This window comes from Paenibacillus sp. YPG26 (assembly GCF_023704175.1).
Lineage (GTDB): Bacteria > Bacillota > Bacilli > Paenibacillales > Paenibacillaceae > Fontibacillus.
In genome coordinates this window covers 2289686-2313066 of sequence record NZ_CP084530.1, presented here as the reverse complement: position 1 = coordinate 2313066, position 23381 = coordinate 2289686, and the positions used below count along the sequence as shown (strand labels likewise).

Here is a 23381-nt window from a genome sequence, read left to right as displayed (position 1 = left end):
GTCCTATGCAAATATCGGAAATCCTGTCCTATATGACAGAAGAGAATCTCAAGAACTGGATTGAGCAGTTTCGCGCTCTCGGTCCTCTTCCGGGTGTTCTGCTGCCCTTCTTGAAATCGTTCATCCCCCCATTACCGACCCTGATCATCGTAGGTGTGAATGCCGCGGTATATGGGTTGTGGCTGGGCTTCCTATATTCCTGGGTGGGTATGGTCGCGGGCTGCATGCTTACTTACCTGATTGTTCGGAGAATTGGCGGACATTCCTTTCTGGCACGGCTTGTGAAGAAGCCCAAAGTCGCCAGGACCAGATACTGGATTCAAAATAATGGGTTCAGCTATGTATTCCTGCTAAGTATATTCCCGGTTGGGCCCTTTGTGGTAATTAATATCGCCGCAGCGCTTGCTGGAATGAGATTCCGCTCCTTCCTGCTTGCTGTATTGGTAGGGAAAGGAATTATGATCTTTGCAGTATCCTGGATTGGTTCAGATGTAACCAAGTACATGGAGCGTCCTGTGGAACTGCTCTACATTGTGGCCTTCATTGCAGGTTCGCTATGGCTAATGAAGCGAATTGAAGCCAGATTTGCCAGAAAGGATCGTCTTGGGAGAACGGATTCGGGCTAGGGTCCATCCTAGCCTGGAACAGCTTCAATAGGGGGAATAGTACTCAATATGGCGACAGACCAGCTCTATACCATTGGCCAGGCCGCGAAGATCTGTAACACTTCAGTGCAGACCCTTAGATTTTACGACAAAATAAACCTGGTGAAGCCTGGAGATATTGACCCTGCAACAGGATATCGACATTATTCCAATCTCAATCTTCTGCATATCAAAATTGTGCAGGATATGAAGCAGCTCCAATTCTCACTGGAGGAAATTGGTCAGGTCATCGGCTCCAGAAGTTTGGATGAGATTCGAACGATGATGATCCTGAAGCATGAGGAGACCTTGTACAAGATGAACTCGCTCAGGCAGGCCGCGGATTCCCTCGAGCAGAGAATCAGTCAATTGGATTTCCTGAAGGAGCTGGGACATGGCATTCCCGAGACGGATGTCCTGGTTGAACTTAAATATATACCGGAGCGCAGAATCGCTTCCCGCCGCATGCATACAGGCTGTGGTCTGGAGCCCTCAGTGATTGGATTTACCGAGCTCTATCAATTCATAGCAGAAGCAGGTCTACAGGCTGATGGATACATTATGACTATATATCATGAAGACCTGCTTACTTTTGACCGTGATTATGTGGATCTTGAACGGTGTATTCCCATACGTGACGAGAGGGAAGTGAGGGAAGAGAACACTGCCCGGCAGCAGCCGGAGTATTTGAGTACGATTCCTGAAGGAAACTATATAACTGCGCTGTATTGCGGGATTCCTAACGCGGATTCCTGCAAGCAAATATATCAGCGTCTGCTAACCTGGATGAACTTGGGAGATTATGAGGCGGCTGGACCGGCGATTGAACAATATCTTGTGGATATGTCCCAAATGATGAAGCCTGAAGAATTCATAGTGGAACTGCAAGTTCCGGTGAGAAAAAGATTGACCCTATAGCTGCTATAGGGTTTATTTTTATATTCATCAAGATTTTAGGAGGGAACAAGATATGAATGTTGTGCTCGGTACAGGGCCGTTAGGCCAGGCTGTTATGCAGGAGCTGCTAAAGAGAGGCGAACCGGTAACCATGGTGAACTCCAGCGGGAAGGGGCCGCTGGCTGAAGGTGTACAGGTGTTACAAGCAGATTTGCTGAATGAAGTGCAGGCCCGGCAGATGTTGAAAGGAGCAGAAGTGATTTATCACTGTGCCTCGCCAGCGTATCACAAATGGGATCAGCTCTTTGGCAGGATGCAGGAGAATATTGTTAATGGAGCAGCGGAATCGGGCGCCAAGCTGATTGTGGCGGAGAATCTCTATATGTATGGACCCGTGGGGTCGGTTATGAAGGAGAATCTGCCATTTGCCGCCATGACCAAGAAAGGGAGGGTCAGAGGTGAGCTGTCTGAGCAGCTGCTTAAGGCACATAGAGAGGGCAAGGTTCAGGTGGTTATAGGCAGAGGGTCTGATTTCTTCGGACCCGGGGTCCTGAACTCTGCTGTGGGAGAAAGGTTCTTCAAGCCCATCATGAAGGGCAAGCCTTCTAGTGTGTTTGGTGATCCGGATACCACACATACGTATACGTACATAGGGGATTTTGGCAGCGCATTGGTTACGCTTGGGTCTTGTGAAGAGGCATTTGGTGAAGTCTGGCATGTTCCAAATGCCCCTGCGGTGACTACCCGTCAGTTCGCGAAGCTTGTGGGTGCATCGCTTGGTACTGAAGGCAGCATTCAGCCGATGGGAAGAACCATGCTTAGGATCGGCGGACTCTTTATTCCAGCTGCCCGCGAGAGCATTGAAATGCTCTATCAATTTGAGAACGATTTTATTGTAGACAGCAGCAAGTTCAGCTTGAAGTTCGGGATAAATGCGACCCCAATGGAGGAATCCATAGCAAGAACATTGGATTGGTATAGGTCTAGAACATAGATTGGCTACAGCATGTCTAGACATTTAATCATTTGCGGATTTGCCAACAGAAGGGCGTCCGAGCTGCCAGTTATATAGCAGTTCAGACGTCCTTGTTGTCATGACTCTACCCATATTCTATGAAATGGTATAAATTAATGGGGTAGATTAATAGTGATAGAATCGGAGGAATCGGGTTCATGTACAAAAAGCTGACTTTGATGATTATAATTGTATTCTGTATGGCTGTCGTACAGACCGCGGCGGCAGCGGGTAATCATACCGCCCTTCTTGGTGTGAATGACCATGTATCAGATATTCAGCCGGAGCTGATTGAAGGGAGCTACTATATGCCCGTCAGAGACCTTGCTGCTGTTCTAAGTGTGCAGGTCGCGGGTACACCGGATGACATTGCGTTAACGGACGCAAATTACACGAGTATTACTTTGAAGCCACCAGCCGGGATCATGATCAAGACAGATGGTTCTGCTATTGAGATTAAGCTACCCGTCCAATCCGGGAAGACCCTGGTCCCTGTGGCCCTGATTGCTAGAGAATTCGGGTACCTAGTCACTTATCAGGCAGAGTCCAGGTTGCTGAGACTCATCAATGCTCCGGGTGTGCAGACAGACGATATATTCGTCCAGCAGAATCAGGACGCTGTGGTGAAGAACAAAGAGAAGAATGACAGGTTGGACCAAGAGATAGAGGCTGAGAGGAAGATTAAGGCCGAGGAGGCAAGAAAAGAGAAGCTGAAGAAGGAGCAGGAACAGAAAGGACAAAAAGGGCGGAAAGGACAGGAACAGAAGGATAAGCCTGCTAAGCAACCGGTGTATCTTTCTTTTGATGATGGTCCAACCGCACACACAGATCAGCTGCTGGATATCCTTAATAAATACGAGGCCAAAGCGACCTTTTTCATGTTAGGCAATCATATTGATACTTATTCCACTTCCGTCAAAAGACTGGTTCAGGAAGGCCATCAGCCTGCCTTGCATGGGATGACACATATCAAGTCGAAGTTCTACCTGTCTCCCGCGGCGGCCTTGCAAGAAATGGATGCTGATAATGAGCATCTATACCGCGCCGCTAAGGTGAAATCCAAGCTTATTCGCCCTCCTTATGGCAGCAAGCCATATCTGGTCCAATCTTACCGGGATAAGCTAATCAGCCATGGCTATCACCTATGGGACTGGAATGTGGATTCTGAGGACTGGAAGTACAAGAGCAACAGCAAGGCTGTTTATAATCGGGTAATGAATCAGGTTCATGCACTGCATAAGAAGGGAATTAAGCCTATTATTCTGTTCCATGATCAGGCGGAGACGCTGAAGGTGCTGCCGAGTGTCCTTGCCGAGCTTAAGCGTGAAGGCTACAGCTTTGAGCTGATCACGCCGGAGATGACACCTGTTAACTTTTGGCATGATGTCCGCTAGGGAAGCAGATGATGAAGCATAGTTTGAGAACTCATTTTCAGTGATTAACACCCATGGGCCGTTCCCTGAAGCATTTAACCCAAGGAACGGTTTCTTTTTTAGTCTCAGGTAATCTAATTGGATGAGCTCCACATGCTGGGATATTGTTCCCGAATTGTCTGAATAGGTGGTACTTTTGAGAGGATTGCACTATAATTTCATACTGGAACAATAACAGAGAGTTGGTGAGTTCATTGTTAGCTATCGAGGTTGAGGATTTAAGAAAAACATTCAAAGTACAGCGTAACCGCGAGGGTCTGAAAGGAGCCTTTCAGGATTTATTCAAACGCAGATACCAGGAAGTGACCGCGGTTAAGGATATCTCTTTTCAGATCCCGGAGGGTGAAATATGCGGATATATCGGAGAGAACGGGGCTGGCAAGTCGACGACCATCAAGATGCTGACAGGCATTCTGGTGCCTACCTCAGGCCATCTGTCTGTGGGTGGGTACGTTCCTTATCAGGAGAGGGAGAAGTTCGTTAAGAATATAGGCGTTGTCTTTGGTCAGCGCAGCCAGCTGTGGTGGGATATTGGAGTGATCGAATCCTTTCAGCTGCTGCGCAAAGTGTACCAAGTTCCAGAGCAGGACTTCAAGAAGCGGCTGGATGAACTGGTGGAGCGACTTCAGCTTCAGGATCTGCTCAGTCGGCCCGTCCGCAAGCTTAGTCTTGGTCAGCGAATGCGCTGTGAACTGGTTGCCGCACTGCTTCATAATCCTTCTATAGTGTTTCTGGACGAGCCCACTATAGGCCTTGATATTGTGGTCAAATCCGAGATCAGGGACTTCCTGAGAGACATGAACCGCGAGCATGGAACAACCATTCTGCTGACCACTCATGATCTGCAGGATATTGAAGCCCTCTGCTCCCGGGTTATTATGCTTGATGATGGACGGATCATTTATGACGGCGGGCTTGAGGAGCTCAAGAACCGCTGGGGTACAGGACGCGAGGTGTTGTTCCAATTCGGGCGCAGCACAAGGTTGTCTCAGCTCGAAGCCTGGACACAGGAGCTTCCGGTGAAATGGTCGGCTGAGAACGACCTGAATGCGAAGGTCTGGATTCCGCTTGAGATTAATGTCTCTGATGTACTTGGCCGTGTGGTAGGGCAGGCCGATATTACAGATATCAAGATCATTGAGACGAATACAGACGACATTGTCCGAAGCATTTACCAGTCCGGCTCGGCCGTGAAGATGGATAATCCTGAAGCTCCGGAGAAGGACAAGGTGGCTCATGTCTAGATTAAAGAGCAGCGCTTATCTGGATTTCATCCGTATCCGGTTCCTGACGATGCTCGCTTATCGCGTCAACTATTATTCGGGGATTCTAATATACACTTTGAACATCGGTGTGTATTACTTCACATGGAAAGCGATATATGGAAGCGAAGGGGAGCTCGGGGGATTCAACGCGATCCAGATGACAACCTACATCGCCGTCTCGTGGATGGCTAGGGCCTTCTATTTCAACAACCTGGACCGGGAGATTTCTACAGATATCCGGGATGGCAGCATTGCCATTCAGTTCATCCGTCCGTATAACTATATGCTTGTGAAAATGATGCAGGGGCTCGGAGAGGGAATGTTCCGGTTCTTGCTGCTCATGATCCCCGGTATGGCGGTGGCGCTGCTGCTGTATCCCATTGAGCTGCCGACAGCCTGGTCATCCTGGGTCGGATTCCTGGTCATGCTGTTCTTCAGCTTCCTGATCAATTCACAGATTAATGTCATAACCGGGATTATGGCCTTCTTCGTGGAGAATAACGAAGGCATGATGCGCATGAAACGGGTTATCGTGGACCTGTTCTCAGGCCTTGTTGTACCCATCAGCCTCTTCCCGGGCTGGCTCGCAACCGTATTGGAGTACCTGCCGTTCCAGGCTATTACCTATCTACCTGGATCCGTATTCACAGGCCGGGTTACAGGAGTTGGAATCTGGAACGTACTGGGTATTCAGATCGTCTGGTTCGCACTGTTGTTAATCCCGATGATCTGGTTATATGGGCTTGCGCGGCGGCGCTTGTTCGTGCAAGGAGGGTAAGAGCATGTATTATTTGGGCTTGATCGTTGAATATCTGAAAAATTATATGAAGACGAGGCTGACCTACCGTGCCGATTTTTGGGTGGAAGTGATCTCAGACCTGCTGTTTCAGGCAACGAATCTCATTTTCATCTTCGTCATATTCATGCACACCAACAGTCTGGGCGGGTGGAGTGAGAATGAGGTTGTATTTGTGTATGGGTTCTTCATGGTTCCTTTCGGGATCTTTAGCTGCTTTATCAACTTGTGGGGCTTTAGTGAGCGGTATATCGTTAAAGGGGAGATGGACCGGATTATGACCCGGCCGGCACACAATCTGTTCCAGATCTTCCTTGAGAATGTAGACCCGCCTGCGCTCATAGGCTCTATCATCGGGATAGTTATTATGGCGGTCAGTGGAAGCAATCTGGGGCTTGCTGTGGAATGGTGGACCATTCCGGCGTTAATTATTCTAACCATTAGCGCAGTGGCTATCTATACGGGGATCTATACCACCTTGACTTCTCTATCCTTTTATTCGGATGCGCCTACAGGCATTCTTCCCTTGATGTATAACATTCAAAGCTATGGACGTTATCCGGTAACGATCTACAATCGGGCTATTCAGGTGCTGCTGACCTGGATTATGCCGTTTGCCTTTGTGGGTATCTATCCCGCATCGTTGTTCCTCCAGCGCGAGGAGATGCAGAGGATGGCTTACCTCACTCCAGTGATGGGAATTATTTTCTTAGCAATTGGTATTACAGCCTGGAATTATGGTGTGAAAAAATACAGGGGTGCCGGATCGTGATTTAGCAGGTGAAATACGGCGATAAAACCGTTCCTTTCGGGGAACGGTTTTTTGTGTTACAAAAGAAAATTGACAGGAAATATAAAATGACATAAACTATCAAAAGACACTAAGTATCAAAATAAAATCGGGTTGAAAGGTGGATTCTTGAAATGATGGATTTGGGGAAAAGGAAATGGTGGGTGCTCGGTGCTCTGGCTGTCAGCTTGCTTACAGTTGGGCTGGATCTAACCGTGCTGAATCTGGCTCTGCCCACAATTGCGGAGGATCTTCATGCTTCGAACAGCCAGCTTCAGTGGTTCGCGGATGCTTATAATTTGGTTCTGGCTGCAGCTCTGCTTCCCGCAGGTCTGCTAGGGGATCGGCTTGGCCGAAAGAAAATGCTTATTTGTGCTTTAATTATGTTCGGCATAGCATCTGTGGCAAGTGCTTACGCCCACACAGCGGGACAGTTGATTGCCGGCCGTGCGTTTCTGGGACTTGGAGCTGCAATCTTGCTGCCGATGTCTATGTCCATTATTCCAGTGATATTTACGGAACAGGAACGGCCCAAGGCCATTGGAATCTGGGTCACTGCCAATTCGATCGGAATTCCGCTTGGACCCATTATAGGTGGATGGTTATTGGATAATTACTGGTGGGGTTCCGTCTTCCTTATCAACATTCCCATTGTAATTATTGGCGTTTTGGCCGTTGCGGTGCTGCTCCCTGAATCCAGAAGTTCAAAAAAACCGCGTGTGGATATCCTGGGTGTACTTTTGTCCAGTATCGGGTTATCCAGTTTCACCTATGGAGTCATTGAGGCAGGTGAGAAAGGATGGGGAGACCTGGCGTCGCTTCTCCTCATCCTGGCTGGAGTTGCTTTATTGGCAGGCTTTGTCTGGTGGCAAAAACGAATAGTTCACTCTCTTATCGATATCTCATTATTTCGTTCCCCTGAATTCACATGGGGCTCGGTACTTGCCACTTTGGTTTCGTTTGCCATGTTTGGAATCTTATTTGTAACTCCGCAGTATTTTCAAGCTGTAGAAGGAGCTGACCCTATGGGAACAGGCCTGCGACTTCTGCCCATCATTGGTGGACTTATTGTAGGGGCGAAAGTATCGGATGTTATTACAGCCCGGATGGGAGGAAAATGGAGCCTGTGCATAGGCTTCCTCCTGCTGGCAGGCGGTATGGGTCTAGGGGCGACAACCGAGCTTGGGCACGGGTATGGATTCACATCAATCTGGATCACTATTGTAGGCCTTGGAATTGGTTTTGTTCTCCCTGTAGCCATGGATGTTGCAATCTCCACATTATCAGCAGAGAGAAGCGGGGTGGGCTCGGCACTAATCATGGCCTTGCGGCAGGTTGGCGGAGCGATTGGAGTTGCCCTGCTCGGAACTGTGCTTAGCAGCGGATATCGTGATAAACTGAACTTAGACGAAATACCGGGTCAAGCTGTAGAGGCAGTGCAGCGGAGTGTATCAGCGGGTACGACTGCTGCGGCCCAGTTACATTCGGAGAATCTTCTGAGTTCCGTACGTACCGCCTTTATCCACGGAATGGATATGATGTTATGGGTATGCGCGGGCATATCTGTACTAGGGTTAATACTAGTATTGGCATTCCTGCGCTCAAGCTCGGAACGGAAGGAGAGTGCGGAATTCGAGATTACTAATCTCGGGGAGTGAGCAAGTTGGCGTCTGGTAATTCAAGGAGTAAGGGACTACGTGAACGAAAGAAGGCTAAGACGATGGCATCGATTCAAATGCATGCCCTTCGTTTGTTTCGCGAGTTGGGATATAACTCAGCCACGGTAGAGCAAATTGCAGAAGCGGCGGAGATATCTCCAAGTACATTCTTTCGTTATTTCGCAACCAAGGAGGATGTGATTATTACAGATAGCTATGATTCGATATTGGTCGAGGCCTTTGAGAATCAGCCGCCTGATCTAAGCCCGCTGCAAGCTGTGCGAGCAGCGATGATGACGGGCATCTCAGGGATGTCCGAGCAAGAAATAATCGCAATGCGGGAGAGAAATCAACTGATTATGCATGTGCCGGAGCTTCGGGCTGCTCTGCTGAACAATATGATGAGTACGATGAAGATGATTGCGGAAATGGTAGCGAAGCGCGTAGGCAGCAGTCCTGATGATTTCTCGGTAAGAACATTGGCTGGTGCAATTATTGGGGTGAATATCTCGGTCATGATGCAGCATGCCGAGCATCCAGACTTGGAGTTCGCAGATCTGATGGAAGAAGCGATGACCCAACTGGAAAAAGGACTGCCGCTTCAATAAGGTATTCTTGGCGCGACTGAACCTTTAATTACAAGCAAAGATGACAGTTCATCACTAAAAAGAAGCCCTGACGGAGAATGCTCCGATCGGGCTTCTTTTGGATTACAAGGATATCATGACTATTCATCCATACTCCGCCGGTGGTGGGAGATGGCGTAAGCCTCGTGCCGGAAATTCAAAATGGGATCGTCGGACAGCTCGATTCCTGAAGTCAGGAGGGTAGGATCCATAATTAGATCCTTCGGTTCTGCTATCGGGTCTGTAATGTAGAGTGTCCCCACCTCTAGGCGCTCCCGATCATCTGGCCAGAGTTCCGTAGGGTCATCCGTAGGATCGCTGGCATCGCCCAGTACAATGTAGAGCTTGAAGCCGATTCTTCCCTGCGCTGTACGTTTGATTAGATCTTCTTCAAGATAATCTGAGGGCTGGAAGCTTGCTTCTTCGGGAGAGAGGGTTTGTGTACCCAATTCGGGTTCCCACTCGTATTTGACAGGTTGCCGATCCCCTTTGTCATTGACGAAGTAATAGGCATGGATAGAATAATACCGGCTGGTGGCATAGCTTACAGGCGGCTTTAATTTGCCCAGCTGGAAGAAGGCGTTCTTGCTCTCCGAAAAGTGTTCAAAGACAGCCTTGATCTTCTCAGGAACCGAAAGTTCTTTATGTTTGAGTGCGGCTGCTGTCTTCATGATATCCGTAAATGACTCAGGGGTACGGGCGAAGAACACAGGAATGGTAGCTGCAACAATATTTGTCCTGGATTGGTCCGGCAGCTGAAATTGGACAGCCATGCCTTTGGCCGGAGACAGCAGGTCTGCCATATTCGGATCTGGATTACTGCCTGAGAACCGCACAACGGCGGGCACCTCTTGATGTTGAAGGTGGGCTGCTGTGGTTAAAGTAGCTGCACTTCCGTTAGGCACGAACATGGCAGTGAAGCAGGCACCTTTGGCGTGTGCCCGGCGGAATCCGCGGTGCGGACCATCGAAATCCTCAATAGAATCTACAGCTTGTTGTGCTAAAGTGCGTCGGTCGGGTCGATGTGGATGCATATCTATACTCCTTTACAGTAATTTCGGCTTTATAGATGTTACTAGTAAATAAGTTGATTTGAGCGGAATGAACCAGTCAGTCTTCCAGGTACCGGAGTTCGAATCGATAAAGAGGCTGTACAGGTGAAACTTTTTCCAGATTGGTACGTCTAATGGATATAAACTGGAGATGCACCAATACTTAGGAGGAATTCTTATGAATTTGATCACTACTGCGAAGAATCATCCGCTCAGGAAAGCTATCATGCTCGGATTATCTATTACTTTAACGGCGGGGCTTGCCGGCACCGCATATAGTACTAATGTATCGGCTGCAGCGCAGCCCACCTCACTGGCTGCTGCCACAACCTCGGATAAGGTATTTCAGGTATACGAAACCTACATTAAGAAACCGGGCAAGCTTGCTGTCGCGAGACAGTATTTGCTGAAGAATATCAGTAAAGTCAAAGCTTACCCTGCCATGATTATGACTCTGCATTTGGAGAATGCCCAAAAGGCTCAGCTGGAAGCTGCCAGTGCGAAGCTGTATCCTGCGAAAGTACAGAAGGCATTAGAATCCGCTTATAGCAAGAAGAAGGACCTGTCCTATCCGACGTTGTTACAATTGATTAAAGACACCAAGATCCGGAGCCTGCTGATTGAGGCACGGGACAAAGGCTACAAGGTAGGCACCAGCGAGGGGATGTACTACCTTACCATGGACTATGAAGGCTATAAGGCCTTCAAACCTTACGTAACCAAGGATATCGCAACCTATATTGATATCATGTCCGTACAGACGAACAAGCCTGCCTTCTCTGATGCGGCGATCGTGATCAGCTGGGACGAATTAATCAGACGGACGCTGGCGCTTGAGAACTTCGTGAAGAGCTATCCGAAATCGAACCGGGCAAAAGCAATGAAGCTTGAGTATGAAGGGATGAGGTTCCATGTCTTCTTCGGTTCAAGCAACACTCCGGTATATAATGAGAACAGCAATTATCAGTTCACAACGCTGCTTCCTAAAGTGCGTACAGCATATGAGGCAGCTATACAGAAGGGAACCGCTGACAGTCAGCTGCTGACAACCATCAAGAAGGTACTGGAGCTGCTGGACAGTAATGAAGGACTGTGGTCCGAGGAATTGGATCGTTATTTGAAGGAGCAGACTGAGAGGTAAGCCGGTCAGGATTAACTCTGGGCTTTGGGCTGCCGATTAAGAGGGTTGAACAGGTAAGGATACCTGCTCAACCCTCTTGTTGTATTTTATATTCAGAACACTTCGATATATCAGCCAGGTTGAACTTGTCTGTTCATTTCGATTATTATAAAGGAACAAATATTGAAACTAGTCACAGCTGCGGGATAATATCCAGGTTTCTTTGATAAAATGTAAGCTCTGGATCAACCGCCCGCATGGAAAGGGCGTAGATGATGGATAATATTACAGCATACAGTGTAGAGCTGGTTAAAGACCCGTTCGGTATCTTGACCGGGAAGCGTTACGAGTTCATTCTGGATCTCGATATAGATGAAGAGGACGAGCTGTACTCGGAGAACGGGATCTACCTTAGGGTCATCTACGGGGGAGAAGAGGGCAAGATGGGAATTGTTAAGTATCATATTCACGAACGTGTAACCGATAAATATATGGATTTCGACCTTGAAGAAGATGAGCTTGCCGAAGTAGCAGCTTTCTGCAAGGAACATCTAGGTGAAGCAGGACAATAATCTGAAGAAGGGCTGGTGTTGATTTGAGACGCAGCAGCATATCTGTGCCCTATGGGTATGAACCGCCCGAAGAGACAAGAAAAGGTACGCTAATCTTTTATGATATATTCGAGCAGACGACAGACGAGGAATTGGAAGCAGCGGCTGAACTCGTTAAGAAGCTTGATTTCAAGAAGCTGGTCCTCTATCCGCTTCATGAGGAGACGGTGCGAAGAATGTCCAAGGAATCCGTCACAGCCTACCATAAGCGGGAGCAGCGTCTCTACGACTGGAAGAATCATACCTCTCATTCAGGTGTAGTGGTGGAAGGATTGGAAGGTAAGCGCAAAAAATACACGCCGCTGGAAGCAGCGCTCAGACATTTGACCGACAAATACGCTTCGCCTTATTTCTTGTATGTATCGCCTGTGACAGCCAATCAGATTGCTGCCTATTCCTCATTTGAGGAATGGATCGTGAAGCTGAGACTCCTTCTTCCCGTGGAGCCTCAGCATATGCACCCCAATCTTGAGAAGTATCGTCACCGCTGGAAGACCGTGAGGGAATCGCTGAATAGGGAATAACCACAAGAGCAGTATACGAGTATTGAGATCTCGTTATACTGTTCTTTTTATTATGCTGACTAGGTCCAAGGGCTCATTTTGTTCAGCCAAGGATGCATACGGGCTGCATACTGTACCAATTAACTATTTTTCAGTAAAATCCACAAAATGGTTTTACTCGTACTTGTCCATATGGCATAATCTGGTGTGGCTGCTTGTTAAGCAGAAGAATTGAAGTCTTGTTATTAGGAGAGGAACTTGAGGGATGATTACTAAACAAAAGATGTTAATGTGGCTGCCGTGTCTTGTACTTACTTTGGCCCTATCGGCTTGCGGAAGCACCACAACGATCAAGACAGAGAATGGTACAGCGGAAGTGAAGAAGGATGGAAGCGGGATCACCGTGAACAGCAATGAAGGCGAGACAACAACGATTACGAATTCGGATGAGAACACAGTTCAAATTGAGAGCAATAAGAACGATGGATCCGGAAGTAAGAGCACATTTAAGAGCAGTAAACAGATTCCGGACAGCTTTCCTAAAAATATTCCGCTGCCGGATGATGCTGAGGTAACGAGTTCAATCGAGTCGAACACGGATGGCAAGGAATCCATTGTTGTTACTCTCCATACGGGCAAAGAGTTTAGTGAGCTTGAGACTTTGTACAAACAGTATTTCAAAGACAATAATGTCACCAATTCCATGCAAATGGTTCAATCGGATATGCTGCTCTTCACGGGTGAGGTGGATGGGAACACCATCGGCATTACCGGAGGCGCCTCTGGCGATGCGAACGGAGTAGACTTGTCTATCAGCTGGTCGAAGGACGCTGCCCTTAAATAACCGGGAGCCAAATTTGAAATCCAAAGAACACCGCCTTAGTCTTCAGACTTAAGCGGTGTTCTTTGGATTATTTCATTTCCTATATACTCGCAATTAATCTGCAGCCTATATAGTGTGGATCTTATTTCAGATCTTCATTGGTGAAGGGAACCGGCTTGGCCACCCACTCATCAGCTTCGGGTTCAATATCTACGCCATTCTCCATCTTCTTCTGCTCCGCAAGGGAATCGCGGTTCTTATCCTGCTCATTACGAACTTGATCTTCGGATTTGTGATTCATTAGTATTACCTCCTTGAAGTAGCATGTCTTCAATCTGTACAGCCTTACTTATAATTACCCGAAAGCGGATTTTACAAACCTTTTTTTGCACAACATGGGTGTTGGCCGTTGTCAAATTAATCGAGTGGCATAGACTGTGCGTAGGAAGGACAGGTAATTGACCTAATTGACCCACCCTGGCCAACGCGGAACATTCCAGCTGAGAAAGGTGGTGAGTACATGAACAAGAAGTATCGTATCCGCAAATTAAGAACCGAGATTGGCAGGCTTACGAAGAGACAGCGGCCCTTCAGAGCACATGTGTCCACTCACAAGCATTCTGAAGAGAACAGCCGTCTTGTAATGGAAGAACTAAATACTATCAAGAAAACAAAGGTAAGAATCATACGCTATTCTTGATATCTATGTTTACGGAATAGAATGGTTCCCGTGCTTACAGCTGCGTGTGGTCTCCTAGGGGAGATAACACGCACTAGCAACCCCGTCCACAGGTGGCGGGGCTGCTTCATGTGTAGTCCCTAAATTCCTACATAAGAGCATGCAGAATAAAGTTAGCAAGGAACAATATTGTAATGACATACATAGCGGGTCTCACTTCTCTGGCCCGCCCGGCCGCAAGCTTGGCAATAGGGTAAGCAATGAATCCGAATGCCATGCCGTCTACAATGCTGTAGGTGAACGGGATCATAACCATGACAAGGAACGCGGGAAAAGCTTCTGTGAAATCGTTGAAGTTCATCTCCTGGATATTCTGCACCATCAAGCAGCCAATTATGATCAGAATCGGAGCAATGGCACTATCCGGAATATAAGTCAGCAGTGGGATGAAGAAGAAGGTGGCGCCGAACAACAGGGCAGTCACGAATGTTGACAGGCCCGTGCGCCCTCCTGCAGCAATTCCCGCTGTCGTCTCTGCTGCTGCGATGGTAGGACTGCTGCCGAATATACCGGCGGTGATGTTGGATAATGATATGGCGCGAAGGCTTCCCCGGAAGGTCTCCGGCCGTTCAATCATCCGGGTCTGTGCTCCGATGAGACCTATATTCTCGAAGATAATAATTAGCAGCAGCAAGAAGACAGCAATCCAGAATGCGAGGGTTGTAATTGCCGGATATATAGAAAGTCTGCCGAAGAGCTCATCGTACTCCTCGAGTGGTCTGCCGCCAAGCTTGCCCGGATCCCGATTAACCGCGCCTAGGATGAAAGCAAGTGCAGTTCCCACTAGGATACTGATCAGGAGATCCCCCTTAACTTTGCGGACAAAGAGTACGAGAGCCAGCAGCAAGGTAACGCAGGCGGTGATGACACCAGGGTCATTGAAATGACCAATCGTGACAAAGGTGGTCTGATGGGCAATCACAATCCCGCTTTTTTGCAGGCCGATAAAGGTCATGAACAATCCAATGCCAACGCTGATTCCATGTTGAAGATTGTGCGGGATGGCATCACTGATTTTTTTGTACAGTGTGGTAAATGCGATTATGGCAAATAACAGACCTGCTACAGTTACAACAGCAAGTGCTTCCTGCCAGGTAAGCTTCATGGAATGTACTAGGGTATAAGTGAAGAAGGCGTTGATCCCCATGCCGGGAACGACAATAATTGGAGACTTGCCAAGGAAAGCCATGAGCAGGCACCCCGCGATCGAAGTAAGCAGAGTCCCAACCATGGCGGCCTGCAGCGGCATTCCCGCATCACTTAAGATTGCGGCATTCACCATGACGATATAAACGACCGAGAAGTATGAGATCAAGCCGGAGGTGAGTTCTCTTCTCCAATTGTGTTTTCCAGGTTGATAGCCCAAGCTTCTGGACAGCAGATTTTGTCTCATAACCATGCCTCCGTCTCAAAGTCTAAATAAATGGACAGCAAGGTAAGCATACCGCCGAAGTCCATAAATGACAAATCATGAATACCAGTATACCCTCCTGTCTGAATACTCATGAACGGATGTAATTAGTAACCGTATATTTGCCGGACGTGCACAACAATAAAAGCGGCTTTCCCTTGTTCGGGAAAGCCGCTTAACTAGGGCCGATTACCGGGAGATGTTCTCTGAACGGGCAGCCGGACTGTTATTGAGACTGGCCTTCGCTACCGCTAACCTGATCTTGTAGCCGGCAGGGATATAAGCGGTGTCTTGGACCTGAGTAATTACCTGGGCATATACCCGGTTAGGATCGGGCCGAAGAACCTCTGTATAGATTACGGCCACAGCCTGCTCTTCATCGAATTCAATGGATGAGATTCGAATTCCATAACCCGCATGCGGTGCTTGCGCATGAACCTGCACCTCGGTAATCTTCTCATCGACTAGCTTGGTGCTTACGCTATACGCCTGAAGCGGACGGCCATCCAGCTGGGCCTGCATGTCTCCAATCACTTCCATGCTTGTATTCAGCCACCCGGCAGCCACACTCCGGGTAACTGGGGACTTGGGATAAAAGTTCAGCTTGGTATCAAGGAGCGGAATTCCAAGGTTGATCAGAAGCTGTACACTGCCATCATACTCTGGCTTCAGAGTGCTGCTATCGGTAATTGTGTTATAACGTGCAACAACGGGGAAGTCCCCTTGCAGCTGGATTGCCTGAGCCAGCAGGTGGGCGAACTGTTCCCGGGTCATCGGGGTATCAGATGTTATATCTTTAGGGATATCCAGACCGCGAACCTTCGCAATGACGAAAGCTTCGGAATACCAGGCCGAATTGCTGATATTGTCGAAATAATCGGAGGCTACCGGCATTTTGATAAATCTGTAATTGCTCAGATTGAGGTCGAATCCCTTGACGATGGAGGTGATACCTGAAGCGTAGTCCAGCTTTTGCTGAGGATCCAGATGGTTCCCTGGAATTGGTATAACGTTAATTCTGTTAGCTGCCATGTCAGACGTTGTATTCTGAAGGGCATGGACAGGCATTGCTGCGCCGAGGAGCAATACTGTACTGAGCAGCAGTATGCTGTATTTCTTCTTCATGGTCATCGAGTCCCCTTTTTGGAGTAATATTCCTGTTCCCCTCTAGACGAGCCCGCAGGGAAGAATGTTGCAATATAGAGACCACGATTTAAAAGTATCTACCCTTCTATGAAATGAATATGATAGAATTAAGTCTTAGATTATCCTGAATTAACCATTTATGGCATAGAATCAAAATAACAGGTCAGGGGAGGAAATTGTGCATTTTCCAGTTCAAATACATATCGGCAGCCTGGTTATTCATCCTCATGTTTTGTTTGAATCCTTGGCTTACTTCATAGGCTTTCGCATCTACTTATGGACCCGACGCAAGACAAATGTTCCATCAAGTAAAATGTTCTGGGTTATTGTTGGGGCCGCAGTGGGTGCGGCGCTGGGATCTAAGCTGCTGTACTGGCTTGAGAATCCATCCATTCTATTGTCGTTCCGGGAGCATGGGGAAGAGCTTCTCGGCGGCAAAACCATCGTTGGCGGTCTGCTGGGCGGATTGATCGGCGTGGAACTGGCCAAGAAGTGTGTGGGTATCACCCGTTCCACTGGAGATGACTTTGCCTTTCCACTGCTCATTGCAATTGCTATAGGGCGCATCGGCTGTTTCTTGACAGGGCTTGATGATCATACGCATGGAATTCCGACGAAATGGATCACAGGCTTTGACTACGGGGATGGCATCATGAGACATCCAACCCAGCTGTATGAGATTGCCTTCCTGTCTCTGTTCGCCTTAACCTTATATTTGGTCAAAAGAGCGAGACAATCACGTTCCAAGCCCTTATCGGATGGGGCGTTATACCAATGGTCGATGTTCGGATATTTGTTCTTCAGATTCTGGGTTGATTTCATCAAACCAACGCCTCATCTTTATTTGGGATTGAACAATATACAGGTTGCCTGTGCGCTCGGCATGATCTACTTCTTGTTTGTCTACAAAACTAATACGCAGCAAGGGAGTGCCCTTGTAGAATAGTCCAAAATCAAGCAGTGAAGGGATGTCTAAAGTCCATATGACCACCAAAAACAGACCTTATCTATTCTATGAATTAACAAACAGTATTTGTTCTAAATGCATGAAGAAGGTAGAAGCCAAAATTATTATCGAAAATGACTGTGTGTACCTGTCTAAATACTGCTTCGAGCATGGACGCGAGAAGGTGCTTATCTCCACCGATGTGGATTATTACAAGCGCTGCCGCGAATTCATCAAGCCATCGGAGATGCCGCTTCATTGGAACACACCGATCAAGTATGGATGTCCTTATGACTGCGGTCTCTGCCCGGATCATGAGCAGCACAGCTGCCTGACGATTGTGGAGATCATCGATCAGTGTAACTTGAAGTGTCCAATCTGTTATGCCGATTCCTCACCAGATAAGCAGTTATGGCGTTCATTAGCAGAGGTAGAGCGTATGCTGGATGCTGTCGTACGCAATGAGGGAGAGCCGGATATCGTTCAGATCAGTGGGGGAGAGCCGACCATCCATCCCCAGTTCTTCGATATTCTCAGATTGGCTAAGTCAAAGCCAATTCAGCACTTAATGATTAACACGAACGGAATCCGGATCGCCCAGGACCGCGAATTTGTGAAGCAGCTCGCTCAGTTCACTCCGGGGCTCGAGATCTATCTGCAATTCGACAGCTTTGAGAAGTCAACCTTACAGGAATTAAGGGGTGCAGATCTTAGACAGATCCGCAGCAAGGCAATTGAGCACTTGAATGAATTCAACATTTCAACGACATTGGTGGTCACACTAAAGAAAGGGCTGAACGACCACGAAATTGGAGACATTATCCAGTACGGTCTCAAGCAGCGCGCAGTCAGAGGAGTGACCTTCCAGCCGATTCAAGCGGCGGGGCGTCTGGAAGAGTTCGACCCAGCCACCGATCGGCTTACCTTGAGTGAAGTCCGGCAGCAAATTATTGACCAGTCCAACCTGTTCCAGGCCGAAGATATGGTTCCGGTTCCTTGTCATCCAGACTGCCTGGCCATGGGATATGCACTCAAATTGGAAGATGAGGTCATCCCTTTAACACGTATGATGGATCCTGCGATTCTACTGGAGGGTGGGCGCAATACGATAGTTTTTGAACAGGATGAGAACATCAAGAACCGGATATTTGAACTGTTCTCTACCAATCATTCACCGGAGTCTTCGGCACTTTCCCTAAAGAGCCTGTTGTGCTGCCTTCCACTTGTTCAAGCTCCGGAGACGATTCATTATGATCATGTATTCCGGGTCATCATCATGCAGTTCCTGGACCCTTATCATTTCGATGTCCGCTCAGTCAAGAAATCCTGTGTTCATATCGTCCATCCAGATGGACGAATTATCCCGTTTGATACCTATAACATGTTCTATCGCGGGGATCTGGAGGAGAATCTGAAACAGCTGAAGGCCGAGCTGGAAGGAGCTAGAATATGAGTGATGACAAAGACCATTTAACAGAAGACTCTTCGCCTGCTCCTTCGCAGGATCGGCAGCTTGTCCAGCAAGCGGACTACCGGAACGATCCGAACCCTGATGAGCATCATGATCTTCAGAAGAAGCCGAACCATGGCAGAGAAGTGCTAAATGGCGTGCTGCTGTTAGCCCTTCTGCACGTACTGCTTGTTGTGTTTCCTTTCGCCTATTTCGCAATTGGTATAGCTCAGGTTGTCTATTTAATTCCAGCCCTTGTAATAGCGCTAGTCAAAAAGAAAGTTGGCTTGGCCCAGGGGCTTATTCTTGGAGGTGTGATTACCTTCCTGCTTAACGCCGCCTGTTTCGGAGTTGTTACGCTCTCTTTTTGATTCCTCTGTAAATAAAGTTTGGAAAGTTAACCGAAAAGACGGACCCCGATGCTTCATTGGGGCCCTTTTTAGGATATATATACTTGATACCGAATATAAAGTATTTCACTAAAGAATATCGTATACTTAAGTTATCAACTAAGATAAGTCATTTCTATGTATAAGGAGGCCTATGCAGTGGCGGTGTCCTCATCTACCCAACTGGCAATTTTCAATCAATTATACACACGATCACCCATAGGTACAGCGGTAATGGACCCGAATGGAAGCCGGTTCCTCATGGTGAATCCTGCTTTAGGTAAGTTGTTCGGATACAGGGAAGAAGAGCTGCTGGCTCATGAGCCTGCGGTGCTGCTTCACCCGGATGACAGACATCCAAGCTTATCTTCGCTGATCCCGGATCCGCCGGCTTCAGTTAAGGATCAACAAGAAATAAGTCTAATGGGACGTTATGTGCATAGATCAGGTGAGACATTAACCCTTAAGCTGGAGATTGTCCCGATTGTAGATAACGCTTCCAGCGTAACTGAATGCTTGGTAGTACAATTTATGGAGCTTCCGGCTCAACCTCCGGGTATGGGGCAGCTGGAGATCAATAATGATCTGTATAAATTGATTACCAGCAACACTCCCGACCTGATTACTGTGAGTACACCCGATGGATATATTACGTATATTTCTCCTTCCTGCGAATCCTTGCTGGGTTATACACAAGCTGAAATGCTGGGCCGCCACCGGACCATGTTCTATCACCCTCAAGATGCCGATCATATGATGCGTGATAATACCTTATATTCGGATAGTGATGTGTATAGAAGACGTGTCCGGCACAAGGATGGTCATTATCTGTGGATTGAGACCTCATTTCAAATTGTCAGGGATGAATCTAATAATATTGAGAAGGTTCTTGCCATTGGCCGGAATATTACGGATAGAGTCAACTTTGAGAGAATGCTGGCAGAAGCTCAAAGTATAGCGAATGTGGGTACTTTTGATTGGGACATTACTAACAACAAGGTTAACTTCTCGGAGGAGATGAGAAGGATCTTGAGTTATGGCGTCGAGCCCGTGGACACGATGAAGCCCATGACACAAATTATTCATCCAGAGGACCTGGAGCGGATTGTCGCGGTGTATGAAAGCACGATATCCAAAGGAATTGACGGGGAAGCGGAATACCGTGTGATCAGACCCGATGGAACTATAAGGACACTGTATTCCAGGTGGAAGATGGAAGTAGATCCGCTTAGCGGACAAGCCATCCAGATGCTGGGGACGGTTCAGGATATTACCGAACGCAAGGAGACGATCGACAAGCTCAGAGAAAGTGAACGGGACTTCCGGTTAATCTCGGAAAGCTCGCTGGACTTCATCTCCAGACATGCAGCGGATGAGGAAGCCACATTTCTCTATGCATCTCCCGCCTGCCGTAATCTGGGATATGAGCCTGAAGAGATTATAGGGGTCTCCGGATTATCCTTTATCCATGAAGAAGACAGGGATGCGGTCAAATATTATCTCGATATGAATCAGCTTGGTCTAGGCCCCGAGACTGTTGTATACCGATTCAAACGCAAGGACGGGTCCTATGTATGGTTTGAGACTTCCTCTATCTATGTCTACGATGAATCCAGGCAGGTTAAGGAAGTAGTTGCGGTCTCCCGCGATATTACAGAGCGCAGACAGATTGAGCAGCGGCTGCAGGAGAGTCAGAGCCGGTATAAGTCGCTATTTGAGTATAACCCTGCGGGTATATTTGCGATTGATCTTGAGGGCAGGTTAATTTCGGTCAATACAAGCCTGGAGGCATTGATTGGTTATTCCCGTGAAGAAGTAATGGGAAGCTTGCTCCTGCCGTTTTTCGGTGCCAATGATCAGGAAGAAATTAATCTAAGTATCCTGGAGGTATTCGGCGGGAAGACAAGTTCTTATGAGACCCGTATTCTCTCAAAGGGAGAGCAGCTGGTTGATATCAGTCTTACCCTGCTTCCTATAGTTGTGAACCATCAGATCGTCGGGGCTTATGGGATTGCCCAAGATATCTCTTCCCGTAAGCATTCGGAGCGAATGCTCAAAGAGAGCGAAAGCCGCTACAAGTCCTTGTTCGAATACAATCCCGCAGCAGTCTATTCCATGAACTTGAACGGAGACTACTTGACGGCAAATGAGAATTTGGAGCTGCTAACGGGCTATACACTGGAAGAGCTGATAGGCAATTATTTCGGGCCGCTCGTGCCAGAAGCCTACATTTCCAAGACCCTTCACCATTTCAACTTGGCAGCTAAGGGGTTCCCGCAGAATTACGAAATTTCGATTCTTCATAAGCAGGGACATCTGGTGGATATTTCGGTAGCCAACATTCCGATTGTTATTGATGAAGAAATTGTGGGTGTGTACGGAATTTCCAGTGACATCACAGACCGCAATGATTACATCAAGCAGATTGAGAAGCTGAGCAATGAATATACCCTCATCCTGAGCTCGGTATCCGAAGGGATATTTGGTGTGGACAATGAGGGGAAGACCACCTTCATCAATCCGGCAGCAGCAGCCATGCTGGGTCTTGATGCCAAAGATATTATCGGACATTTCCATCTGAACTGGATCCAGCAGACTCGTGGAGACGGAACCTATTATGCGCCTGAAGAGACACCGATCTACAAGGCGGTTAAGGAAGGTCGCTGGTACCAGAGCAAGGAAGAGATTTTCTGGAAGAAGGATGGAACGAGCTTCCTGGTGGAGTACCGGATCAGTCCCTTGGTCGACAAGGGAGAGCGCATAGGTGCAGTTATTGTCTTCCGTGACGTAACCGATGAGAAGGAGATTATTCGGGCCAAAGAGTCGGCGGAACAAGCGGATCGTGCCAAATCGGAGTTTCTTGCCATTATGAGTCATGAGCTGCGTACGCCTATGAATGGCATAATCGGAATGACCAGTCTGCTCGCTACTACGGAACTGGATGAGGAACAGCAGGAATATACTGACATCATTGTCCAGAGCAGTAATTCGCTGCTGCATATTCTGAACGAGATTCTCGATTTCAGTAAGATTGAGGCTGGTAAAATGGTCCTCAGCCGTGATCCTGTCAGCCCTGCTCAGGTTATGAAGAATGTGATCGAGCTATTCGCTCCCAAGGCGGAAGAGAAGCAGGTCAAGCTTATCTATGAGATTGATGCCTCCGTTCCCGATTCGATTATGGGAGACGAGGTGCGGCTGCGGCAGGTGCTTATTAATCTGGTCAGCAACGCGGTGAAGTTCACAGATCAAGGCACAATCAAGCTGTCGGTATCTGCCAAAAAATTAAGATATTCGCCCGAATCGCTGATCATGGAGTTCATTATTCAGGATACTGGAATTGGAATTCCCTTGGATCTGCAGAGCCAGCTCTTCCAGTCATTCTCCCAGCTTCACCCCTCCATCAACCGGAAATATGGAGGAACTGGTCTGGGACTTGCCATCAGCAAAAAGCTGGTGGAGCTTATGGGAGGGACGATATACGTGGACAGTGAACCCGGACAAGGGTCATCTTTCACATTCACGATACACTCCAGCCCATATCGGGATTCATCCGGGCCATCTTCAGACCTTGATAAGCTTGAGGGACTCGATGCATCAGAATCGGGCAATTTGACTCCCGTTCTTACAGCGGGACCAGAACACTTTCGAATTCTTATCGCTGAAGACCATCCGGTGAATCAGAAGCTGCTGCACACCATTCTGGCTCGAAGAGGGTACAATGCCGATATCGTATCTAACGGGAGGGAAGCGGTAGAGGCCGTTCTGAAGGGGAGTTATGATCTCGTCTTCATGGATGTGCAAATGCCAATGATGGATGGCCTGGAAGCGGCTTCTTCCATTCGAAAGCATCCGGAACATCTTCATAAGCCTGTTATCATTGCGGTCACGGCTTTTGCGAAGAATGAGGACAAGGAGAACTGTCTGGCTAGTGGAATGCAGGATTTCATCGCCAAGCCGATCTATATTTCAGAAGTCGACCGGGTATTGAAGGAATGGTTGCTTCCTGCTGGTAAGCAGATCGAGCTTAATTAATACAGTTTACCTTGAATCAGATACCCACAAGGCAA

22 protein-coding genes are annotated in these 23381 nt (G+C 47.9%); 18 read left to right on the top strand and 4 right to left on the bottom strand.

Annotated features, from left to right (window positions below; all coding sequences use genetic code 11):
- Positions 1 to 5: 5 nt before the first annotated feature.
- The 9 genes from LDO05_RS10895 to LDO05_RS10855 all read left to right on the top strand — a co-directional run bounded on the left by LDO05_RS10895 (position 6) and on the right by LDO05_RS10855 (position 9106).
- A complete protein-coding gene (locus tag LDO05_RS10895; RefSeq protein ID WP_251375429.1) occupies positions 6 to 626 on the top strand; it encodes a TVP38/TMEM64 family protein in 621 nt (206 codons plus the stop codon).
- 48 nt (positions 627 to 674) lie between these two features.
- A complete protein-coding gene (locus tag LDO05_RS10890; protein ID WP_251375428.1) occupies positions 675 to 1562 on the top strand; it encodes a MerR family transcriptional regulator in 888 nt (295 codons plus the stop codon).
- Positions 1563 to 1614: 52 nt separating this feature from the next.
- Positions 1615 to 2535 carry an NAD-dependent epimerase/dehydratase family protein gene (locus LDO05_RS10885; RefSeq protein WP_251375427.1) on the top strand — a complete coding sequence of 307 codons (921 nt, stop codon included), beginning with the start codon at positions 1615 to 1617 and terminating at the stop codon, positions 2533 to 2535.
- 179 nt (positions 2536 to 2714) lie between these two features.
- Positions 2715 to 3950 (top strand): polysaccharide deacetylase family protein, encoded by a 1236-nt coding sequence (locus tag LDO05_RS10880; protein WP_251375426.1) that lies wholly within the window; start codon positions 2715 to 2717, stop codon positions 3948 to 3950.
- A gap of 233 nt (positions 3951 to 4183) precedes the next feature.
- Positions 4184 to 5233 (top strand): ABC transporter ATP-binding protein, encoded by a 1050-nt coding sequence (locus LDO05_RS10875; RefSeq protein ID WP_251378701.1) that lies wholly within the window; start codon positions 4184 to 4186, stop codon positions 5231 to 5233.
- Positions 5226 to 6032, top strand: coding sequence for an ABC transporter permease (locus LDO05_RS10870; RefSeq protein ID WP_251375425.1), 807 nt, complete (start codon positions 5226 to 5228; stop codon positions 6030 to 6032). The genes LDO05_RS10875 and LDO05_RS10870 overlap by 8 nt, the downstream gene beginning before the upstream one ends.
- 4 nt (positions 6033 to 6036) lie before the next feature.
- Positions 6037 to 6822, top strand: a complete 786-nt coding sequence (locus tag LDO05_RS10865) for an ABC transporter permease (RefSeq protein WP_251375424.1) — start codon at positions 6037 to 6039, stop codon at positions 6820 to 6822.
- Positions 6823 to 6974: 152 nt separating this feature from the next.
- Positions 6975 to 8498, top strand: coding sequence for an MFS transporter (locus LDO05_RS10860; protein WP_251375423.1), 1524 nt, complete (start codon positions 6975 to 6977; stop codon positions 8496 to 8498).
- 62 nt (positions 8499 to 8560) lie between these two features.
- A complete protein-coding gene (locus LDO05_RS10855; protein WP_251375422.1) occupies positions 8561 to 9106 on the top strand; it encodes an acyl-CoA-like ligand-binding transcription factor in 546 nt (181 codons plus the stop codon).
- A 119-nt stretch (positions 9107 to 9225) separates the two neighbouring features.
- On the opposite strand, the gene LDO05_RS10850 is transcribed toward LDO05_RS10855, so the two are convergent.
- Complete coding sequence (locus LDO05_RS10850; protein WP_251375421.1) at positions 9226 to 10158, bottom strand: catalase family peroxidase; 933 nt, start codon at positions 10156 to 10158, stop codon at positions 9226 to 9228.
- 196 nt (positions 10159 to 10354) lie between these two features.
- Here LDO05_RS10850 and LDO05_RS10845 point away from each other — a divergent pair, with 196 nt between their 5' ends.
- The 4 genes from LDO05_RS10845 (at position 10355) to LDO05_RS10830 (ending at position 13254) form a co-directional block, all read left to right on the top strand.
- Positions 10355 to 11317 carry a hypothetical protein gene (locus LDO05_RS10845; RefSeq protein ID WP_251375420.1) on the top strand — a complete coding sequence of 321 codons (963 nt, stop codon included), beginning with the start codon at positions 10355 to 10357 and terminating at the stop codon, positions 11315 to 11317.
- 254 nt (positions 11318 to 11571) lie between these two features.
- Entirely contained in the window at positions 11572 to 11868 is a 297-nt protein-coding gene (locus LDO05_RS10840; RefSeq protein WP_251378700.1) for a DUF6509 family protein, read from the top strand.
- A gap of 23 nt (positions 11869 to 11891) precedes the next feature.
- Positions 11892 to 12431, top strand: a complete 540-nt coding sequence (locus LDO05_RS10835; protein ID WP_251375419.1) for a hypothetical protein — start codon at positions 11892 to 11894, stop codon at positions 12429 to 12431.
- Positions 12432 to 12675: 244 nt separating this feature from the next.
- Positions 12676 to 13254, top strand: a complete 579-nt coding sequence (locus tag LDO05_RS10830) for a hypothetical protein (RefSeq protein ID WP_251375418.1) — start codon at positions 12676 to 12678, stop codon at positions 13252 to 13254.
- Between the two features lie 121 nt (positions 13255 to 13375).
- On the opposite strand, the gene LDO05_RS10825 is transcribed toward LDO05_RS10830, so the two are convergent.
- Entirely contained in the window at positions 13376 to 13534 is a 159-nt protein-coding gene (locus LDO05_RS10825; protein ID WP_251375417.1) for a hypothetical protein, read from the bottom strand.
- Between the two features lie 219 nt (positions 13535 to 13753).
- On the opposite strand from LDO05_RS10825, the gene LDO05_RS10820 reads away from it, so the two are divergent.
- Complete coding sequence (locus LDO05_RS10820; protein WP_251375416.1) at positions 13754 to 13933, top strand: hypothetical protein; 180 nt, start codon at positions 13754 to 13756, stop codon at positions 13931 to 13933.
- Positions 13934 to 14060: 127 nt separating this feature from the next.
- Here the strand turns inward: LDO05_RS10820 and LDO05_RS10815 are convergent, their stop codons facing one another.
- Entirely contained in the window at positions 14061 to 15365 is a 1305-nt protein-coding gene (locus LDO05_RS10815; RefSeq protein ID WP_251375415.1) for an NCS2 family permease, read from the bottom strand.
- Between the two features lie 207 nt (positions 15366 to 15572).
- On the bottom strand, positions 15573 to 16508 hold the full coding sequence (locus LDO05_RS10810) for an S-layer homology domain-containing protein (protein ID WP_251375414.1): 936 nt from the start codon (positions 16506 to 16508) through the stop codon (positions 15573 to 15575).
- A 199-nt stretch (positions 16509 to 16707) separates the two neighbouring features.
- Between LDO05_RS10810 and LDO05_RS10805 the strand changes: the two genes are divergently transcribed.
- The 4 genes from LDO05_RS10805 (at position 16708) to LDO05_RS10790 (ending at position 23346) form a co-directional block, all read left to right on the top strand.
- Positions 16708 to 17475, top strand: coding sequence for a prolipoprotein diacylglyceryl transferase (locus LDO05_RS10805; RefSeq protein ID WP_251375413.1), 768 nt, complete (start codon positions 16708 to 16710; stop codon positions 17473 to 17475).
- Between the two features lie 37 nt (positions 17476 to 17512).
- The gene (locus tag LDO05_RS10800) at positions 17513 to 18928 is read left to right on the top strand and encodes a radical SAM protein (protein WP_251375412.1); all 1416 of its coding nucleotides are present in this window, start codon (positions 17513 to 17515) and stop codon (positions 18926 to 18928) included.
- Positions 18925 to 19296, top strand: coding sequence for a hypothetical protein (locus LDO05_RS10795; protein WP_251375411.1), 372 nt, complete (start codon positions 18925 to 18927; stop codon positions 19294 to 19296). Before LDO05_RS10800 ends, LDO05_RS10795 begins: the two co-directional genes overlap by 4 nt.
- Positions 19297 to 19473: 177 nt before the next feature.
- Positions 19474 to 23346: a PAS domain S-box protein gene (locus LDO05_RS10790; protein WP_251375410.1), complete on the top strand. Its 3873-nt coding sequence runs from the start codon at positions 19474 to 19476 to the stop codon at positions 23344 to 23346.
- Positions 23347 to 23381: the final 35 nt, after the last annotated feature.

Coding starts and splice junctions, on each gene's coding strand:
- LDO05_RS10870 (WP_251375425.1), top strand. CDS start 5,226: ATGTCTAGATTAAAGAGCAGCGCTTATCTGGATTTCATCCGTATCCGG.
- LDO05_RS10795 (WP_251375411.1), top strand. CDS start 18,925: ATGAGTGATGACAAAGACCATTTAACAGAAGACTCTTCGCCTGCTCCT.
- LDO05_RS10895 (WP_251375429.1), top strand. CDS start 6: ATGCAAATATCGGAAATCCTGTCCTATATGACAGAAGAGAATCTCAAG.
- LDO05_RS10860 (WP_251375423.1), top strand. CDS start 6,975: ATGATGGATTTGGGGAAAAGGAAATGGTGGGTGCTCGGTGCTCTGGCT.
- LDO05_RS10865 (WP_251375424.1), top strand. CDS start 6,037: ATGTATTATTTGGGCTTGATCGTTGAATATCTGAAAAATTATATGAAG.
- LDO05_RS10815 (WP_251375415.1), bottom strand. CDS start 15,365: ATGAGACAAAATCTGCTGTCCAGAAGCTTGGGCTATCAACCTGGAAAA.
- LDO05_RS10850 (WP_251375421.1), bottom strand. CDS start 10,158: ATGCATCCACATCGACCCGACCGACGCACTTTAGCACAACAAGCTGTA.
- LDO05_RS10840 (WP_251378700.1), top strand. CDS start 11,572: ATGGATAATATTACAGCATACAGTGTAGAGCTGGTTAAAGACCCGTTC.
- LDO05_RS10885 (WP_251375427.1), top strand. CDS start 1,615: ATGAATGTTGTGCTCGGTACAGGGCCGTTAGGCCAGGCTGTTATGCAG.
- LDO05_RS10820 (WP_251375416.1), top strand. CDS start 13,754: ATGAACAAGAAGTATCGTATCCGCAAATTAAGAACCGAGATTGGCAGG.
- LDO05_RS10800 (WP_251375412.1), top strand. CDS start 17,513: ATGACCACCAAAAACAGACCTTATCTATTCTATGAATTAACAAACAGT.
- LDO05_RS10810 (WP_251375414.1), bottom strand. CDS start 16,508: ATGAAGAAGAAATACAGCATACTGCTGCTCAGTACAGTATTGCTCCTC.
- LDO05_RS10880 (WP_251375426.1), top strand. CDS start 2,715: ATGTACAAAAAGCTGACTTTGATGATTATAATTGTATTCTGTATGGCT.
- LDO05_RS10855 (WP_251375422.1), top strand. CDS start 8,561: ATGGCATCGATTCAAATGCATGCCCTTCGTTTGTTTCGCGAGTTGGGA.
- LDO05_RS10845 (WP_251375420.1), top strand. CDS start 10,355: ATGAATTTGATCACTACTGCGAAGAATCATCCGCTCAGGAAAGCTATC.
- LDO05_RS10890 (WP_251375428.1), top strand. CDS start 675: ATGGCGACAGACCAGCTCTATACCATTGGCCAGGCCGCGAAGATCTGT.
- LDO05_RS10830 (WP_251375418.1), top strand. CDS start 12,676: ATGATTACTAAACAAAAGATGTTAATGTGGCTGCCGTGTCTTGTACTT.
- LDO05_RS10825 (WP_251375417.1), bottom strand. CDS start 13,534: ATGAATCACAAATCCGAAGATCAAGTTCGTAATGAGCAGGATAAGAAC.